The sequence below is a fragment of the Oceanisphaera sp. W20_SRM_FM3 genome (assembly GCF_052119705.1).
Classification (GTDB): Bacteria; Pseudomonadota; Gammaproteobacteria; order Enterobacterales; family Aeromonadaceae; genus Oceanimonas.
The window spans coordinates 1-18,213 of record NZ_JBGQOP010000025.1; the positions used below are offsets into that span (position 1 = coordinate 1).

At 50.7% G+C, this 18,213-nt stretch carries 14 protein-coding genes; 4 read left to right on the forward strand and 10 right to left on the reverse strand.

Annotation, left to right across the window (positions count from 1 at the left end; translation table 11 throughout):
* Positions 1 to 173: 173 nt before the first annotated feature.
* A complete protein-coding gene (locus tag ACEN2G_RS12060; protein WP_442021851.1) occupies positions 174 to 857 on the forward strand; it encodes a type 1 glutamine amidotransferase domain-containing protein in 684 nt (227 codons plus the stop codon).
* A 342-nt stretch (positions 858 to 1,199) separates the two neighbouring features.
* On the opposite strand, the gene ACEN2G_RS12065 is transcribed toward ACEN2G_RS12060, so the two are convergent.
* Positions 1,200 to 5,504: a hypothetical protein gene (locus ACEN2G_RS12065; RefSeq protein ID WP_442021852.1), complete on the reverse strand. Its 4,305-nt coding sequence runs from the start codon at positions 5,502 to 5,504 to the stop codon at positions 1,200 to 1,202.
* Between the two features lie 574 nt (positions 5,505 to 6,078).
* Here ACEN2G_RS12065 and sstT point away from each other — a divergent pair.
* Positions 6,079 to 7,329, forward strand: coding sequence for a serine/threonine transporter SstT (gene sstT / locus ACEN2G_RS12070; protein WP_442021854.1), 1,251 nt, complete (start codon positions 6,079 to 6,081; stop codon positions 7,327 to 7,329).
* A gap of 461 nt (positions 7,330 to 7,790) precedes the next feature.
* Here sstT and ACEN2G_RS12075 read toward each other — a convergent pair whose 3' ends face one another.
* A complete protein-coding gene (locus ACEN2G_RS12075; RefSeq protein WP_442021856.1) occupies positions 7,791 to 8,669 on the reverse strand; it encodes a LysR substrate-binding domain-containing protein in 879 nt (292 codons plus the stop codon).
* Positions 8,670 to 8,760: 91 nt separating this feature from the next.
* On the opposite strand from ACEN2G_RS12075, the gene ACEN2G_RS12080 reads away from it, so the two are divergent.
* Positions 8,761 to 9,732 carry a TDT family transporter gene (locus tag ACEN2G_RS12080; protein WP_442021858.1) on the forward strand — a complete coding sequence of 324 codons (972 nt, stop codon included), beginning with the start codon at positions 8,761 to 8,763 and terminating at the stop codon, positions 9,730 to 9,732.
* A gap of 65 nt (positions 9,733 to 9,797) precedes the next feature.
* On the opposite strand, the gene ACEN2G_RS12085 is transcribed toward ACEN2G_RS12080, so the two are convergent.
* From ACEN2G_RS12085 to ACEN2G_RS12105, 5 genes are all read right to left on the reverse strand, one after another.
* Entirely contained in the window at positions 9,798 to 10,637 is an 840-nt protein-coding gene (locus ACEN2G_RS12085) for a metal ABC transporter permease (RefSeq protein WP_442021860.1), read from the reverse strand.
* Positions 10,634 to 11,491 carry a metal ABC transporter permease gene (locus tag ACEN2G_RS12090; protein WP_442021862.1) on the reverse strand — a complete coding sequence of 286 codons (858 nt, stop codon included), beginning with the start codon at positions 11,489 to 11,491 and terminating at the stop codon, positions 10,634 to 10,636. The genes ACEN2G_RS12085 and ACEN2G_RS12090 overlap by 4 nt, the downstream gene beginning before the upstream one ends.
* Entirely contained in the window at positions 11,475 to 12,395 is a 921-nt protein-coding gene (locus ACEN2G_RS12095) for a manganese/iron ABC transporter ATP-binding protein (RefSeq protein ID WP_442021864.1), read from the reverse strand. The genes ACEN2G_RS12090 and ACEN2G_RS12095 overlap by 17 nt, the downstream gene beginning before the upstream one ends.
* On the reverse strand, positions 12,392 to 13,312 hold the full coding sequence (locus ACEN2G_RS12100) for a metal ABC transporter substrate-binding protein (protein WP_442021866.1): 921 nt from the start codon (positions 13,310 to 13,312) through the stop codon (positions 12,392 to 12,394). Before ACEN2G_RS12100 ends, ACEN2G_RS12095 begins: the two co-directional genes overlap by 4 nt.
* A 335-nt stretch (positions 13,313 to 13,647) precedes the next feature.
* Positions 13,648 to 14,148, reverse strand: coding sequence for a lactoylglutathione lyase family protein (locus ACEN2G_RS12105; RefSeq protein ID WP_442021868.1), 501 nt, complete (start codon positions 14,146 to 14,148; stop codon positions 13,648 to 13,650).
* A gap of 95 nt (positions 14,149 to 14,243) precedes the next feature.
* On the opposite strand from ACEN2G_RS12105, the gene ACEN2G_RS12110 reads away from it, so the two are divergent.
* Positions 14,244 to 15,113: a LysR family transcriptional regulator gene (locus ACEN2G_RS12110; protein WP_442021870.1), complete on the forward strand. Its 870-nt coding sequence runs from the start codon at positions 14,244 to 14,246 to the stop codon at positions 15,111 to 15,113.
* A gap of 81 nt (positions 15,114 to 15,194) precedes the next feature.
* Here ACEN2G_RS12110 and ACEN2G_RS12115 read toward each other — a convergent pair whose 3' ends face one another.
* From ACEN2G_RS12115 to ACEN2G_RS12125, 3 genes are all read right to left on the reverse strand, one after another.
* On the reverse strand, positions 15,195 to 16,238 hold the full coding sequence (locus ACEN2G_RS12115; protein WP_442021872.1) for an NADP-dependent oxidoreductase: 1,044 nt from the start codon (positions 16,236 to 16,238) through the stop codon (positions 15,195 to 15,197).
* A 36-nt stretch (positions 16,239 to 16,274) separates the two neighbouring features.
* The gene (locus ACEN2G_RS12120; RefSeq protein ID WP_442021874.1) at positions 16,275 to 17,432 is read right to left on the reverse strand and encodes an iron-containing alcohol dehydrogenase; all 1,158 of its coding nucleotides are present in this window, start codon (positions 17,430 to 17,432) and stop codon (positions 16,275 to 16,277) included.
* Positions 17,433 to 17,539: 107 nt separating this feature from the next.
* Positions 17,540 to 18,127, reverse strand: a complete 588-nt coding sequence (locus tag ACEN2G_RS12125; RefSeq protein WP_442021876.1) for a TetR/AcrR family transcriptional regulator — start codon at positions 18,125 to 18,127, stop codon at positions 17,540 to 17,542.
* Positions 18,128 to 18,213: the final 86 nt, after the last annotated feature.

The window sequence follows — 18,213 nt, forward strand, 5'->3', positions numbered from 1 at the left end:
AGGATTAACCCCCAACGCATATGCGCAGCAACTTAATGCTGCTTAAACTGGTGTCTACTTTAGTCGGGCCATTCCATCTGCACACCTCACACCTCACACCTCCGCCGCACTAAAAACCACCTATGCTAAAAAGCGTGTCTATTTAACTATTTTTTTCAGTTTTAGGAGCTAGCATGCAGATCTTGATGGTGATGACCTCTCACGAAAAATTGGGCAACAGTGGCAAAAAAACTGGCCTGTGGCTTGAAGAGTTTGCCGCGCCTTATTACGTATTTAAAGATGCGGGCGCCGATATTACTTTGGCTACGCCCCTTGGTGGTATGCCGCCTATCGATCCTAATAGCGTGGAGCCCGATGCCCTTACTCCCGCCACCGAGCGCTATGCTGCGGATGCCAGTGCCAAGGCACAATTAGCGAATACCTTTGAGCTAAAAGATTTTTCTGCCTTCGAGTTTGATGGGGTATTTTATCCCGGTGGCCACGGGCCCTTGTGGGATTTAGCCGAAGACCCGCATTCCATTAGTTTGATTCAAGCTATGCTGGCCGCTAATAAACCGGTGGCCGCCGTGTGCCACGCCCCGGGCGTGCTGCGTCACGTTAAAACCGCGCAAGGTTTACCTTGGGTGACAGGTAAAAAGGTAACGGGTTTTAGTAACAGCGAAGAAGCAGCGGCAAGGCTCACGGAGATAGTGCCGTTTTTGGTGGAAGACATGCTTAAAGCAAACGGCGGACATTACCATAAAGCCGATGACTGGCAGCCCCATGTTGAAACTGAAGGCTTGCTGATCACCGGGCAAAATCCTGCCTCATCCGCCGCCACCGCCGAAGCACTATTAGCGAAACTTAACAGTACCTGATTACGTATGAACTTCAGCCATGATGCGCGTTGTTTTGGTTTGTTCTTTGTAGCAGCCCGTCTCTTTAATAAAGAGGACTTCGGCTGGCCAGCTTTGCTGGCTGTTACTGAGGTTTAGATTTAGACCAAAACACCAAACCGGGCCTCATATTCTTTACCGAAGATGCGGCACCTCCCTGTAATCTATTGAATTTATTGATACTGAACTCACTGATATATGGCTGAGCTTTGTGGGTAATCAGGTAACAGTAAAACTTAAGTACCCGTTTAATCCCTAATAGGATCGGCACAGGTAATAAAACGGCAGCCCTTAGGCTGCCGTGTTTATGCTGTTGCTATGAAGCTATAAAGGCTTATCTGGATCTGGCATATCTTGATCAGACTTAGCTAGCGCAGATTTAGCCGCAGCTTGGTTCCTAGTCTTAGTGGCTTTGTTTTTGTCTGCAAAGTCTAAGTGCAACTTCACCGGTCGCCATAAACCTTGGCAAGCAAAGCAGCTCCAACCCCAACGTAACCAGCGCAATAGGGCGAAGGCCAGCCACAGTGCCCAACTTAACATCAGCAAGCGATACACCCACAGCGGCAACGATAACACCCAAGCTTGAGGTAAGTTTCCCGCACTGCGGTCTTGATACCAGCGCAGCGTATTAGCATAAGAGCCATGGCCGCTAATCTGCATATTCGGCAAACCTAACAAGCCCTGTTGAATAGCCAAAAATAAAAAGCCTAGCGCCATTAAGCTCAGCAGCACCAAGCCAATTTGTGCCAGATTAAAGGCCGCTCCCGCCGTTTGATGTTGCCAACGACCGCGCAGCCCCAGTGTCAACAACCACGCCACTACCACCAGCGCCATCCATAGCGGCACTTGGCTTAAGCCGATGCCCAATAATAACCAGTGGTGAAAGCGCAGCGGTGTAAAGTGCACGCGGCTCAGGCCAAAGGCCAGCAAGGCGATAATTAGCAGTAAGCTCCAGAACAATACCGCCGGCCCCATGGGCGGACCCGAGGCCCATAATATCCAACGGTCATCGCCTAAGGTGAGCTGAATGTCGTTATTGACGCTGGCGCTATTCAGCACCATGTGGGGCGTGTTAAACAGGGTGGCAATGCCGGGCTGCTGGCGCCAGTTAAGTTGTATCTGTTGCGCGCCGGGCGTTAACGGGAGCAGCAAGCTGTGATCTGCTTGTAGGCGCAGCGCATGGCTTTTACCGTCGATAAGCACGGCTTGCAGCTCTATTTGCTCGGGCAGCTGCACGCTATGCTGGCCGCCTTGGCTGCTACGCAGCTGTAATGTTAAGTCTACATCTACCGCTTTGCGTCCGGCCGTTACGTTTAACTGGCTGCTATCTATGGTCAGGGTTTGCCCCAGCACGCCGGCTGGGCGGCTAATATGCAAGGTTAGCGACTCACCCGGCCAGGGGTGCCACACCGGCAGCCAAGTATTTTGTTCGCTGCCTTGCGCGCTATTGGGTTGGCTCTCCACTAAACCGCTGCTTTCTACGTGCCAGATGGCGCTGCTATCTAGGCGCCACACTTCACTCCAACGAGTAGTCTCGGCGGCGGTAAGCGTTAATTCAGCGGATTTATCTAAGCGCGATTGCCAATGAGCGCTCGTTTGATCCGCCTGCAAGGTAAGCTGCAAGTTACCGTCTTTGACGGTGAGGCCATCCGTGAGCAGCGATTCGCCTTTTAATAACGGCAGGCTCAAGATAATGGGCTCACCTAAAGGAGAAACGCGGCTTACTTGGGTGTCTACCTGCCAGTCTAGCCCCAACTGCACGGTGCGCGTAACTTGCACGAAGTCCGGTTGCGAGCCACTCGCTAACTGAGCCGCTCCCGCTTGGGAGCCTGTCTGTGCTTGGGCGCGACTAAACTGTAGCGGGCTTTTTGGTACGCCATTATCATTGAGCCCGCGCACCGCCCAGCCGTTAGCCATCACTTGTACATAACGGGGCACTAACGGCAGATCCAGCTGTAATTGCTCGCCATACAAGTCACCTTGCAGCTGCAGCTGATGAATCCCCTTACTCAGCGGTACATACAAGACTCCAGCCGCATCACGGCGCAAGGCTGTGGCAGGCTGCCCATCCACTAATACCGCCTTGAGCTGCCAATTAGGCTTAGCATGGGGCAAGGGGATGGCCACCGACGCTTGGGCATGAACTTCCAACTCCATGTTGAGCGGTGGAGCTGTGTTGGTAGCGGTGTTTTCAGGCAGGTTCTCAGACAAGTTATCAGGCACATTATTAGGCTCTTTATCAGGCACTTTATTAGATAAGGTCGGTAAAATGAGGTGCAGCCTAGTGATTTGCGCGCATTCGGGCAGGCAGTCGGCGGGCACCAGTAAACGCGTTTTTAGCTCATTCAGTAATGCTTGGTTAGGTATGTCCGCTTGGGCAGGCGAGGGCAAAGCCAACAGTAAAGGCAGCAATAAGCCGAGGGGTAACAGGGCTGACCATAAGCGCGACTCTTGATAAAAGCCGCGTTGGCGGCTGAGGGTAAAGCCTGCCATGCGCAGCATCAGCAGGCTGAGTAATAGCACTCTTAATAGGCTTAATGCCAGATTCATGGTCGGTGATAACAAGATTAAATTAATTTGTTGCGCCTCCTCTACCGGGCCATTCCAGCTCATGTCTATGCTGTTGGCATGCCACTGTGGCAGTCCGGGGCCGGTTTGTAACTTAGCATTGGGATCGGCTTGATGCAGAGCTCGAACTGGGGTGAGTGATTTGCCAGCCAGGGGTGCCGCTGAGCCTTGGCGGCGCACATGGCTGTCGGTTAAGGATTGCACGGGTGAGGACTCTGATTTTAAAGACTGATGCTCACCATCCCGAACATCGCCCATATCATCCGCTGCCGACATTTCTGCCTCTTGGATAGATGAGTAGTGTTCTAGAGTCTTATTAGGTAAGTGATAACTCACTTCAGCCAGCTGTGGATACATGGCAAGCCTCACTTGTTCGGCCATAAAAGGCAGCGCAATTAACAGCAATACTGCCAAACAAAGACTGCGATACCCGATCATCGCTTTTCTGAGCAAACCGACAGGCAGCACTTTGAGTAAGGCGCTGGCGGCCATTAGATTGAGCCATACCCAGCGCGGCGGGCCAAAGCCTGAGCTTTCGTGCCAGATTAATGCCAGCGTGACTAAAGTGAGCAAACCCCACCAGCCACCCCATAAGCGAAAGGCGGCCACGGCGGCAATTAACACCAAAAACAAATCCAGCAACGTCCACTGAGACAGCCAAGTGTTGGGGGCTTTATCCATGCCAGAGGCGGAAAGTAGGCTCCAGCCGGGCGGCAAATATAGCCGAGTCTGTAAGGAGGCCAGATCCGTATTCCAACCGACCGCCGGCAAACTGCTCACTGAGCCTTGATAACGACTGTCGGCGATAAGTTCTATATTGCCTTGGCGAATTTCCACGCCCTGCAATTCAGAGTCTACTTGCTGAGTAATAAACTGCGGTTGGCCATTTAAGGTTACTTGCCCCAGCTCTAAAGCGGGTTTGGCCTCTAGGCGCCAACCTTGATTGATTTGGCCGCTAAGCCGGTCTTGTACGCTATAGCCAGCGCCATCAAAATCCAGCCACAGCTGGCGCCTTAGCTCAAGTTGATTGGGTTGTGGATCGGGATTACCGCGGCGAATTTCGCGCAACACCATACGCTCGCCTTGGTTTACGCGATAGGCGGGCAGGCGTTGCCAGTCACTGGGTAAATTCGTTTGTTGTGGATCTATCGAACTGAGGTTTTCCACTTCGACTAAGCGCAGCTGCGGTGCGGCTTCAAATACCCACACTTCTTGCTTAGGCCAAGGCGCTTTGATCGTGGGAAGGCTTATCTCATGCACGGCACTGGGGTGGCGACTAATCAGGGTGAGAGTCCAGCGGCCGGGGCGTACCTGTATTCTTAAACGGCCATCGGGCTCTATTTTGGCCGGCAAGGGGCTGTCGAGTTGCAAGGGGATTTGCTTATCCAGCAATACGGGGCCCAGTACTAGCTCGCGCTGCTCACCGGTTACCTCTAGCGTTAGCTGATTGGTCACTTGCAGCGGATTAAGATCGCTTATTTTTCGAAACACCTGCAGCGTGAGTGCATCCGAGGGCGGCGCCGTATCGGGCTGCTCAGTCTGGGACTTTGCCAACCACAGTCGCCCCTTGGCGTCGATATCCAACTCTCGTTTGGCTTGCTTATTAATAGTGAGCGCTAACAAGCCGCTGGCGGGCGGTAACATCAGACTCTTGGGTAGGGAATTCCATTGCCACTGGCCGCGGATCATATATTGGCCGGCGGCGAGTTTAACGCTGAGCCAGCCATTCTTTAAGGCGATAGGCTGCGGCTGACCATTAACGGTTACTTGTTGTGGCCAATGCTGAATATCGCCGGGTAAGGGTACCCAGCTCTCGCTATAAAGTTGCCATTGTTGGCTAAATTGTCCGCCGCGTTCGGTTAAGTCTAAGTTCAGCTGAGTAGGCCAAGCACAGGGCTGATCGTGAGCTTGATTGTATAAAAAAGGGCATAAGCGTTGCGGCTGATCGGCTAATACCCATTCCACCCACGGCTGCAAAGGCTCAGGTATGGGCGTGCTGGCGCGAGCCGAAAGGGCGCTTAAGTTGAGTAATAACAGCGTAAAAAATATCAGGTAACGCATAAGAATCCTTTCTTTGCTTAGCCAAACTCAGGCGGTGTGGTATTAGGGTCTGTTGACCTTTCGAGATGATTTTTACAGCAGTTTGTGGGAGTTTTATACAAGGCAGAGCCTATGACATGTAGTCACTCTCCATAAATAGGCGATAACGCAGTAGAAAGCGTCCACCAGCGCTGCCCTTCGGATTCGGCGAAACGCGTTTTTCTCTTTGTTGAGAGTGTTTTGCTTAGAATGCTGGCTACACCCCTCTCGTCGCGATAAAAACGCGTTTAACTCGAACAAAATTTAACCGCGAAAGGTCAACAGACCCTAGGCCTTAATCGCATCCTAACATGCAGCCCTTAAAACATAGCTGCAGCAGCACAGTGAGGGGGTGACAACTAAGCAGTGCCGTCTAAGCTGGGGCATAAATGCAGGTTTTTTCTGTTAGCGGCTATTACTCAAACAGCATAAAAAAGTAGCGAGATGTGCGCCTCGTTGCAAAATGCTGCAGTAGCGGTTTTTTTATAGTGACTTCTGCTATAAAGTTGCTGAAATATGATTGGATAAGATGGATTTTTACCATCAAAGGATGACTATGAACCAAACACAGCCTTTTTTACTGCGTTTAAGTAATCGCGTTAGCTTAGTAACGCAGATTTTGATCGGTATTATTGCCGGCGTAGCGTTAGCTGTGCTGGCTCCCTCGGCGGCCGAGTCGGTTGGCTTATTGGGTAATCTGTTTGTGAGCGCGCTAAAAGCGGTGGCACCTATCTTAGTCTTTGTGTTGGTGTTGTCTTCTATCGCCAATCATAAAAAAGGTAGCCAAACCAGTATCAGGCCTATTTTGGCTTTGTATCTGATCGGTACCTTTGTGGCGGCGCTGACCGCTGTGGTGATGAGTTTTATCTTTCCCACTACCTTGGTATTAGTCAGCACCGGCATTGAGGCCTCGCCGCCAGAAGGCATAGCCGAAGTATTACACACCCTATTATTCCAAATAGTCGATAACCCAGTGAATGCGCTACTCACAGGTAACTTTATCGGTATTTTGGCCTGGGCCCTTGGTTTGGGCATGGTACTGCGCCACGGTGCCGACTCCAGCAAACATGTGTTTCGCGATATTTCCGATGGCGTGTCCAGCATAGTGCGCTTCGTTATTCGTTTGGCGCCCTTTGGTATCTTTGGTTTGGTAGCCAGCACCATAGCCGCCACCGGCTTTGATGCACTTTGGGGGTATGCGCGGTTATTAGCGGTATTAATCGGCTCCATGTTGATTATTGCGCTGGTGATGAACCCGCTGATCGTTTATTTCAAGATCCGCCGCAATCCGTATCCATTAGTATTTAAGTGCCTGCGCGAAAGTGGCGTCACTGCCTTCTTTACTCGTAGCTCAGCCGCTAATATTCCGGTGAACATGGATTTATGTAAGCGCCTAAACCTGCATGAAGACACCTATTCAGTGTCCATCCCCCTGGGCGCCACCATTAACATGGGGGGTGCGGCCATTACCATTACCGTGCTCACCTTGGCAGCCGTGCATACCTTGGGCATAGAAGTCGACTTAGGCACAGCACTACTATTAAGTGTGATCGCGTCGGTTTCTGCTTGTGGCGCATCCGGCGTAGCCGGTGGCTCCTTGCTGCTGATACCGCTGGCTTGTAGCTTGTTTGGTATTCCTAACGAAATCGCGATGCAGGTGGTGGCGGTAGGCTTTATTATTGGCGTGCTGCAAGACTCGGCAGAAACCGGTTTAAACAGCTCCACCGACGTACTGTTTACCGCCGCCGCTTGTCAGGTAGAAGAAGCGAAAGCTACCGTCTCTAAGGCTGCAGCAAACAAAGCCTAACGCCGTGCGCTAGGTCATTAGCCGTCAGAATAAAGATAAGCCCCGAGTCACCAGACTCGGGGCTTTTTTTAGCTGATCGCTTATGGCCTGTCTCTTAGTCACAAGTCAGTAAAGCACGCAGAGGTCGTGGTTTGCCTTCGTCAACTCGCTTAAGCTGCATCCATGCGGCGCTCGGCAAATGCCGTTGAGCGCCATGGACGGCGCGAGTGTCAACATTGCAGGAGCCTTTGTTGACCATGGCATTTGACGGTTGACTCCGGCAATGCCCACAACCTCTGCCGAAGATACAGAGTCCGTTGATGGTATTAACAGCGAACTCGGATGTATAGAAAGGCAGAGTGCAGCAGCTGAGCCACCTGGGATGGGTTCACGGCGAGTCGGAGGAGCGGTGCGCTTTGCCTGATATCGCCATTAAGCACAACAAAAAGATGTGACTAAGAGACAGGCTTATGGCTTAAAGCTTACCGCTTTGTTTCCTCATATTGCTGGCACAGCGCGATAAAGCGGCGTAATAAAGCCGAATGGTATTTTTGTTTATGCCATACCAGTTTGAGAGTGCGAGATAAGTAAGTGTTCACATTGATGGTCACTAAATGGCCATAGGTCAGCCGATCACTGACCGCTCTTCTAGACACAAACGCCAGCCCTAATCCTTGCTCTGCGGCCTGCATCACCGCCTCTAGGGTATTGAGCTCTAGGGTCTGACCTAGAGTGCCAATTTGCGGCGCCAGCTCGCGATCAAACTGCTCACGATTGCCCGATTGCGGCTCCCGCAATACCCAGTTGTGGTGTGCTAATTGCGCCAACTTGAGCGTTTCTTTCTCGGCCAGTGAGTGATGAGGGTGAGCGATAATTAACATTTCATCTTGTAACCAGTCCTGAGTCACCAAGTTAGGGTGAAAATTTTCCCCTTCAATCAATGCCATATCCAGCTCAAAGCGCAGCAGCATGTCACACAGGTTATGAGTATTAGTAATGCGCACCTTGGCCTGTAATTGCGGTTGTTGCGCCAATAGTTTGGGTAGCAGGTAATTGCCGATGGTTTGGCTGGCACCTAAGCGCAAAGAACCACTGGGCGCGCCTTGCTCATCAAAGAGATGTTCAATATCCGTGATGCGGCTTAACACTTCTTCTGCCAGCGGCTGTAATTGGCGACCTTGATCGTTGAGCTGCAAGCGTGGGTGTACCCGATCGAATACCGGATGGCCGAGCTGGCGCTCCAATTCGGCCAGTGCTTGAGACAGGGCGCCTTTGCTTAAAAACAGCTCTGCTGCCGCCAGCCCTAAGTTGCCGTGGCGGGCAATACTGCTAAACACCTGTAGCTGTTTTAGACTTATCATTTAGAAAAACAAAACGCTTTGTTTAAATCATTTAGATATCGTAAATACTAAGAGTTTTTTATGATGAGAGCCAGTTACCAAGGAGGCTCACATGCTAAATATTGCTCGACATCGTTTTGCCAATGTCCCCACGCCCATGGCGGGGCTGGCGTTAGGCATCGCCAGCCTTGGCTGGGCTTGGGAGAATGTGGGCCTGTTTGCGGGTGGAGCGCAACTGCTGGGCGCTGTTATCGCCGCTGTGTTGCTGCTGATTTTAACCGCTAAATTTGTGCTGCATCCGCAGCTATTAATGCAAGATTTAGCTCACCCTGTGGTTGGCAGCGTAGTGCCGACCTTTGCCATGGCCACCATGGTGGTATCTAAAGCGGTGAGCATGAACGTAAGCGGCCAGTTAGGTAGCGGCTTATGGCTGTTTGCCATCGCTCTGCATCTGGCGTTTTTGGTGACCTTTATTTGGCATCGTCTTAAAGACTTTAAACTACACCACATGGTGCCCAGCTGGTTTGTGCCACCCATTGGTATCATAGTGGCCGATGTAGCCAGCCCGGGTGGCGCATTTGCTCCTTTGGCCCAAGTGCTACTGTGGTTTGGTATCGTTTGCTATGCGGTCATGTTACCCATGATGCTGTATCGCCTGATATTTTGTGCTGAGGTGCCAGACGCCGCCAAACCGACCATCGCCATTATGGCCGCTCCCGCCAGCCTATCTTTAGCGGGTTACTTAACCGTTACCGCCGAGCCAGCACCGGTATTAGTGGCCGTGTTGTTAGGAATTGCCGTGTTAATGACCGCCCTTATTTACTTAGCCTTTATTAAGTTATTACGCTTACCCTTTAGCCCAGGTTACGCCGCCTTTACATTTCCGATGGTAATAGGTGCTACTGCCTTGTTTAAAGTGGCAATATTGGCCGAAAGCTTAGGTTTAGATGCTGCCGCTATTAATCAATTACGTTGGATGGCAGAAGGCGAGTTGGTTATCGCTACCTTGGTAGTCAGCTACGTAGCACTGCGTTTTGCGCTGCACTTTAACCCACTGCGTAAAGCCTTAGCCGAACTGGCTTAATGATATATAAGCGCCGAGCACCAAGCTTAACAAAAGACAGCGTTTTTTCTGCTCGGTGCTTAGCGCTAGGCGCTGTTTTCATTTTCTACATTAGCCTGCTTGCGGGTGGCACGAATAAAAGCCGCGATAAAGAACAGCGTGAGCAGCAACACTATGGTGGGCGCGGGCGCACTGTCGATAAAGAAGGACGCATAAACGCCAAAGAAGGCTCCTACAACGGCTATCACCACCGACAGTATCAACATGGTGCTGAATTTATTGGTGAGCAAGAAGGCAATGGCGCCGGGGGCGATTAGCAGTGAAATCGCCAAGATTAAGCCCACCGACTTTAATGCGGCTACTATGGTCAGTGCGATTAAACACAATAGGCTGTAATGCAGCACATTCACCCGCAAGCCTATGGCTTGCGCATGGGCTGGATCAAAAGCGTGCAGTAAAAAATCCCGCCATTTACTGCCTAAGATCAGCACAGTAATCAGCGCAATAACGCCGGTTTCGATAATATCTGGCCAGCCTACGCCCAACATGTCGCCAAACAGAATATGATCCAGGTGCACATCTGAGTTAATTTTCACATATAACAGCAGCCCTAAGCCGAACATGCCGGAAAACACTATGCCCATGATGGTGTCTTGCTTGATGCGGCTGTTATTTTTTAAAAAACCAATCGACAGCGCGCACAGCATACCGGCAATAAAGGCACCGATAGTAAAAGGTGCGCCCACTATGTAGGCAATCACGACGCCCGGGAATACGGCATGGCTCATGGCATCGCCCATTAACGCCCAGCCTTTAAGCACCAAGAAGCAGGATAAGAGTGCGGTCGGTACCGCAATCAGTACCGAAATAAGCAGCGCATTGGTCATAAAACTAAACTGAAAGGGCGCCAGTAAGGTGTCCATCATGATGCCACCTCCAATGCTTGCGCCGCCCGTTTGCGAGCAGCGAAGTAGCCGTGCTTAGGTGCAAAGAAAAAGGCCAGTAAAAACAATGCTGTTTGTAGCACCACTATGATGCCGCCGGTGGCACCATCGAGAAAATAACTGGCATAAGCGCCAATAAAACTGCTTACCGAGCCGATACTGATGGCGATAATCAGTAACCGAGGAAAGCGGTCTGTGAGCAAGTAAGCTGTTGCCCCCGGCGTGACCACTAAGCAAATTACCAAAAACGCGCCCACGGTTTGCAGCGCCGCTACCGTAGAGGCGGCCAGTAGCGTAAAAAACAGCAGCTTAATTTTGGTGGGATTAATGCCAATGGAGCGGGCGTGGCTTTCATCGAAGAACACCACCAAAATATCTTTCCATTTCACCAGCAAAATCAACAAGGTCACCACGCTTATCAGTACCAGCTGCAAAATATCCATGGGATCTATGGCCAGAATATTGCCCAGCACTATGGTCTTGATGTTCACCGCCGTGGGCTTGAGCGACACCATAAACAAACCCAGCGCGAAGAAGCTGGAAAAAATCAGCCCGATAATCACGTCTTCTTTAAGTTTGCTGCGCTGATTTAAAAACAGCATGGTGCCCGCCGCCAAACCGCCGGCAAAAAACGCACCCAACGAGAACGGCAAACCCAGCATGTAAGCGCCCGCTACCCCCGGTACGATAGAGTGGGACAGGGCATCACCAATCAGCGACCAGCCTTTGAGCATTAAATAGCAGGATAAAAAAGCACAGACGCCGCCGACCAAAGCAGACACCCACATGGCATTAATCATGTATTGGTAGCTAAAGGGCTCAAGCAGTAGGCTCATTATCTTTATCCTCCCACTGGCTCTGCGCTTCTCGGTTATGCACTTGTCCGGCTTTAATAATTAACGGACGTTCGTCATCACTAATAATACCGATGGCGTGCTCGCGGCCGTGGCGATTTTCATTGAGTACGAAGTGGCGCAACACACCGCCAAAGGCCAGCTCTAGGTTGTCTTGAGTAAAGGTGTCTTGGGTAGTGCCGTGGGCCAAAACTGTGCCTTTGATCAAGATAGTGCGATCACAAAACTCCGGCACCGAGCCTAGGTTATGAGTAGACACTAACATTACTCGGCCTTCGGCCCGTAACTCACGGAGCAGGGCGATGATTTGATCTTCGGTTTTTACATCCACGCCAGTAAAAGGCTCATCGAGTAATATAATGCGGCCGTTTTGCGCCAAGGCGCGAGCCAAAAATACTCGCTTCTTTTGGCCGCCCGATAACTCACCGATTTGGCGTTTGCGAAATTCAGTCATGTTCACGCGCGCCAGCGCTTGGCTTACGGCTTCATGATCCACCTTTTTGGCGCGGCGTAACCAGCCCATATGGCCATAACGACCCATTATCACCACGTCTTCTACCAACACCGGAAAATTCCAGTCCACGTCCTCGGCTTGTGGCACATAAGCTACTAGGTTTTGACGCAGTGCCTCATCCACACTCATGCCCAGCACGCTGATCTTGCCTTTAGCTAAACGCACAAAACCCATAATGGCTTTAAATAGCGTGGACTTACCGGAGCCGTTTACGCCTACTAATGCTGTGATGGTGCCGGTGGGAATAGCAAAGCTCGCATCACGCAGCGCCGTATGGCCGTTACGGTAAGTGACGGTTACGTCTTCTACATTAATGCCGGCACCGGCCGTTAGCGTCGTGGCTGCATTCGGTTGCTGATGCCGTTCGCTCATTTTGCTAATCCTTCTTTGATGCCGGTTACTATGGTTTTTGAGGTCACGCTCAGTAAGTCGAGATAAGTCGGCACTGGGCCATCTTCGGCACTTAAGGAGTCAACATACAAGACGCCGCCATAGTGACTACCGGTTTCGCGTGCCACTTGTTTGGCGGGCTTATCAGAAATGGTACTTTCGCTAAATACGGTCGGGATCTGATGTTGACGCATGGTGTCTATCACCTTGCGTACTTGCTGCGGTGTGCCTTGCTGATCCGCATTAATGGGCCATAAAAATAGCTCTTTTAAGCCAAAATCGCGGGCAAGATAAGAGAAAGCGCCTTCGCTGGTCACCAGCCAGCGTTTATCTTCTGGCAGCTCTGTAATTAACTGCTGAATAGGCGCAATTTCTGCTGCAATTTTGGCTTTATAGGCCTCGGCATTGGCCTGATAAATATCCGCATTGTCGGGGTCGTATTTCATAAAGGCATCGCGAATATTATCCACATAGATAATGGCATTTTTCGGTGACATCCACGCATGAGGATTAGGCTTACCCGCATAAGGGCCAGCCACTATGCCCATGGGCGCTATGCCATCAGACACCACCACTTCTGGCATCTGTTTCATATTTTGATAGAACTTCTCAAACCACAGCTCTAAATTCAAACCGTTAGCAAAAATCAGCTGGGCATCATGGGCGCGAATAATATCGCCAGGCGTAGGCTGATAATCGTGGATCTCGGCACCCGGCTTGGTAATCGACTCCACAGTGGCGGCATCACCGGCTACGTTGCGCGCCATGTCGGCGATCACGGTAAAAGTGGTGACGGCCTTAAATTTTTCTGCAGCCTGAACAGAGCCAAGTGTTAACAGCATGGTAAGTGCTAACAATCCGGTGCTTTTTATAAGCGCCCCTGCTTTAATATTTAACATGCTTGCTCCTTAACTGTGCCTACTATGCAAAACCGCAGAGTCAGCCAACGATACCCGTTTATCTTCATTTATAGAGAATTCCAACGCCAGAAAGGCGCTGGTGCGCCCTAAGTATCTATCGATACTAACTATTTCCCTACAATAGGGGAATGTGATCTATATCTCAAATTAACCGTTTTAAGTAGCCTCAATTGGCATAAGCCGTTAATTAAGGAAAGGGCGTTAAACCAAAGCTGGATTTAAGGGCTTGCAGAGTGGTTGCTGAAAGAGGCAAATAACCTCAACAAAGGGCGCAGTTGCGCCCTTTTAGCTAGATAGTTATGTGTGGTGCTAATTTAATAGGCGCCTTCGCTATAGATTAGTTCGTAGCTGTGGCTGTAGATTTCTAAAATATTACCGAACGGGTCTTCCATATAAATCATGCGATAAGGTTTTTCACCTGGGTAGTAGTAGCGCGGTTGTGCCATGCGCCGCTTACCACCGGCGGCGACAATGCGCTCGGCGAGCTCTTCTACGTGGGGATCTTGTACACAGAAGTGAAAGATGCCGGTTTTCCAGTATTCAAAGTTGTTTTCTGGATTGATCTGATTTTTAAACTGAAACAGCTCCACACCCACTCGATCGCCGGTAGACAGATGAGCAATGTTAAAACTGCCCCAACCAGCGCCGAATACTTCGGTGCACATCTCGCCAATGGCGCTGTCATCCTCGGTAATTTCGGTAGGCTGCATAATTAAATACCAGCCCATCACTTCAGTATAAAACTTCACGGCCTGCTCTAGATCCGGTACCGAGATACCGATGTGAGAAAAATTTCTTGGATAAACGGGGTTCATTGCTTGGTCCTTGTAAGATGAAACTGAATACAAGTTACAGGGTGTTGTAAATCATTTAAAATTATCAATTATCATCAAAACAATCATAAATCGTAATGATAAATACCACTTGGTTAACCAGCTTTTGCACCTTGGTTGAAGTAGGGCACTTCACTCGCACCGCCGAACGGCTGCATATTACGCAGTCGGGGGTGAGTCAGCATGTGCGTAATTTAGAACAGCAGCTGGGCGTTGAGTTACTGGTGCGACAGGGAAAGCAGTTCTCGGTTTCGGCGATGGGCGAGAAGCTCTACATCGAGGCGCAAGCCATTCTGTTGGCGCTGTCTAATCTCGAACAAACCGTTAGTGCAGACTCGCCCTATGAAGGACGAGTGCGCATTATGTCGCCGGGCAGTGTGGGGCTTAAGCTGTACCCTAAGTTATTGGCGTTGCAGCAACAGCATCCGAAGCTGATTATTGATTATCGGTTTGCCCCTAATTTAATGGTGGGCAGCGCCATTGCCGAGTCGAGAGTGGATATTGGCTTGATGACGACTCAATCTAGCTTGGCTGATGTGAGCTGCACTGCCATTGCCGAAGAACCGCTGGTGTTAGTGACGCCTGCCACGGTTAATGATCCTGATTGGGATACCTTGCTCGCCCTTGGCTTTATTGATCATCCGGACGGCAGTCATCATGCTAATTTGCTGCTCAGTGCCAATTACCCTGAGTTTCAACATAGTCAGTTATTCCCTAACAAAGGTTTCTCTAACCAAATCGGCTTGATTCTGGAGCCGGTGAGTATGGGGCTTGGCTTTAGCGTATTACCGGCTCATGCAGTAGCAGCATTTGGTAAGCCTGAGGCCATTAATGTGCATTTCTTGGCAAAGCCGGTAAGTGAGACTTTATATTTGGCTTTACTGCGGGGTAAAGTACTGCCAAAGAGCATAGCAACGGTTATTGCTGATGCCAAACGCTGGCTTTAACGTAGCGAGCAGGCCATAAAAAAGGGCGCTGCTGCGCCCTTTTAAGGTGTGATGAATTAGAGATGATGAAGCATACTTAATTTAGTCTAAATCATCTTCACCCACTCGGATCACTAACTTACCGAAGTTCTCGCCTTGTAATAAGCCGATAAAGGCCTGTGGTGCCTTATCTAGGCCTTCCACTATCTGCTCGCGATAATGAATTTTGCCCTCATATAGCCACTGGCTCATGTCTTGAGCAAACTCATTATAACGATGGCCGTAATCATCGAAGATAATAAAACCCTTCACCGTCATGCGCTTGATGAGAATAGTGCCCATTAGTTGACCGAGGCGATCTGGGCCATCCGGCAATGCAGTGGCGTTATATTGAGAAATTAAGCCGCAAACCGGAATACGGGCACCGGTATTCAGCAGCGGCAGTACCGCATCCAGCACCTTGCCGCCCACGTTCTCGTAGTAAACATCGATGCCCTTGGGGCAGGCCTTGGCCAGCTGTTCGGCAAAGTCAGCCGCCTTGTGATCGATACAAGCATCTACGCCCAGCTTATCCAGTGCATAAGCGCATTTTTCTGCGCCACCGGCAATGGCCACCACGCGGCAGCCTTTAAGCTTGCCGATTTGCGCCACCATGGCGCCTACGGCACCGGTGGCGGCGGCCACCACTATGGTTTCGCCAGCCTTGGGTTGGCCGATATCCAGCAGGCCCATATAAGCGGTGAAGCCTGGCATGCCTAATATCCCTAACGCATAGGAGGGCGGTACTTGGGCTGGGTCCAACTTGATTAAGCCCTCACCATTAGACAGCGCATAATCTTGCCAGCCGCTGTAGCTGAGTACCCAGTCGCCGACCTTAAAATCTGGATGCAGACTGGTGTGTACTCGGCTAACGGTGCCGCCAACCATAGGCTCACCAATGGCCACCGGATCCGCGTAAGACTTGGCATCACTCATGCGACCGCGCATATAAGGATCCAAACTTAAAAACACGGTGCGCAGCAGTACTTCGCCGGTTTGCGGCTGCGGGATGTCGGTTGCTTGTAGTGCAAAGTCAGTCACTGTGGGCGCACCGATTGGACGCGAGGCCAAGGTGAGCTGACGATTGGTGTGCCGAGTTTGTTTCATGTTTTCTCCTTCGCTCTATGTTGATTACAGGGCAAATTACAGGCTGGCTAATAGGATTTGGCGGCAATGCTCGGGGGTCACGTCACCGTGCTCACCTAACGCCACCATGCCGTGAGCGGTAAGGCTGTCGATAATGGCGTCTATATGCTCGGCGCCCAAACCATAGTCGCTTAGGCGGGTTTTTACGCCTACCGACTCGAAGAAGGCACGAGTGCGCTCGATGGCGGCCTCGGCTTTTTCATCATCGTTGCCGTCTCGGATATGCCAAACGCGCTCGGCGTATTGCACCAACTTGCCAAGCTTGGTGGCTTTACGCTGGCGCAGCATTTCCGGCAAAATAATGGCCAAGGTTTGGGCGTGATCCAAGCCATGCAAAGCGGTGAGCTCATGGCCCAGCATGTGGGTCGCCCAGTCTTGGGGTACACCGGCACCAATTAAGCCATTAAGCGCCAAGGTTGCGGTCCACATCAAGCTGGCGCGCGTTTGATAATCTTCTGGATTGGCCAAGGCTTTGGGGCCAATTTCAATTAAGGTTTGCAGCAAACCTTCGGCAAATCTATCTTGCACCGGCGCGTTCGCGGGATAAGTTAGATACTGCTCCATCACGTGCATAAATGCATCGACCACGCCGTTGGCAATTTGGTGAGTTGGCAGCGTGTAGGTCTTTACCGGATCCAGAATTGAAAACACCGGATACACATGCTCACTCATAAAGGGCAGTTTAGCGGCCAGCGATTTGCGGGTAATCACCGAGCCTTTGTTCATTTCTGAACCCGTAGCAGGTAGGGTTAATACGCTGCCAAAGGGCAGGGCGGCAGTGATATTCTGGCCGCCTTGTAGCAAAATATCCCAAGCATCACCTTCATACAGTGCGGCTGCCGCCACAAATTTGGTACCGTCAATCACAGAACCTCCACCCACGGCGAGTAAGAATTCAATGTTGTGTTCGCGAACCATAGTGACGGCTTTCATTAAGGTTTCAAAGCTAGGGTTAGGCTCTATGCCACCAAACAGCTGTACTTGGCGATCACCCAAGGCTTTAGTCACTTCATCCAAGGTGCCTGTACTGCGCGCACTTTCGCCACCAAATAACACCAACACTCTGGCCTTGGCCGGTACTAGTTGGTCTAGGTTCGCAATTTTTCCTGCACCAAACTCAATGCGGGTAGGGTTATAAAAGCTAAAGTCTTGCATAAGTTATCCTTAATGGTTGAACTAAATTAGACCGGTCGTCTATTGTCTAGATAAATAAAAAGGGGGTGAAAAAAGCTCGCACCATGGGCGAGCTTATCGCAAAAAAATTATCGAGTGTTAAGCAGCTGGCAAGTCATGTCCATCGCAAGATCCATGTGTTGCTCATCCCTATGTAGCTTGGTTAATAAGCTGGCGCCCAGCCACAACTGATACAAGCTGGTGGCCAAAAATGCCGGCTGCGCACTCTGTAAAGAGCCATCACTCATGGCCGCTTCAATGCAGCGAGTAATGCGCTCGATAACCTTATTAGTGCCGGCTTTTAACGTCAGTCGCATTGGCTCTGATAAATCCGCCACTTCGGCACTTAACTTAACCACCAAGCAGTCGCTGCGACTATTTGGGCCACAATAGCGACGCTGCCATTCCTGCCAGTAGCTCATCAATTGTTGCTGGCCGTTTAATCCAGCCTGACTAAACAGCTGATCGAGTTCGGTCAAATAAAAATCAAAGTAGTCTTCTAGCAGCGCCTCGCCAAACTGCTCCTTCGACTTAAAGTAGTGATAGAAGGAGCCTTTAGGCACGCCAGCCTGTTGTAACAGTGCGCTCAAACCAACCGAACTAAAGCCCTTTGCTGCGAGAACTTCGCGACCGGTATCCAGTAAGTGTTGGCGAGTATCTTGATATTTTGCGTTCATAAAAGGTACTTTAACTATTATTAGACCAGTCGTCTAATGTTTTTTTGTGTGGTTAAAAGTCTGATAATCCGCTAAGCGTGACTGCA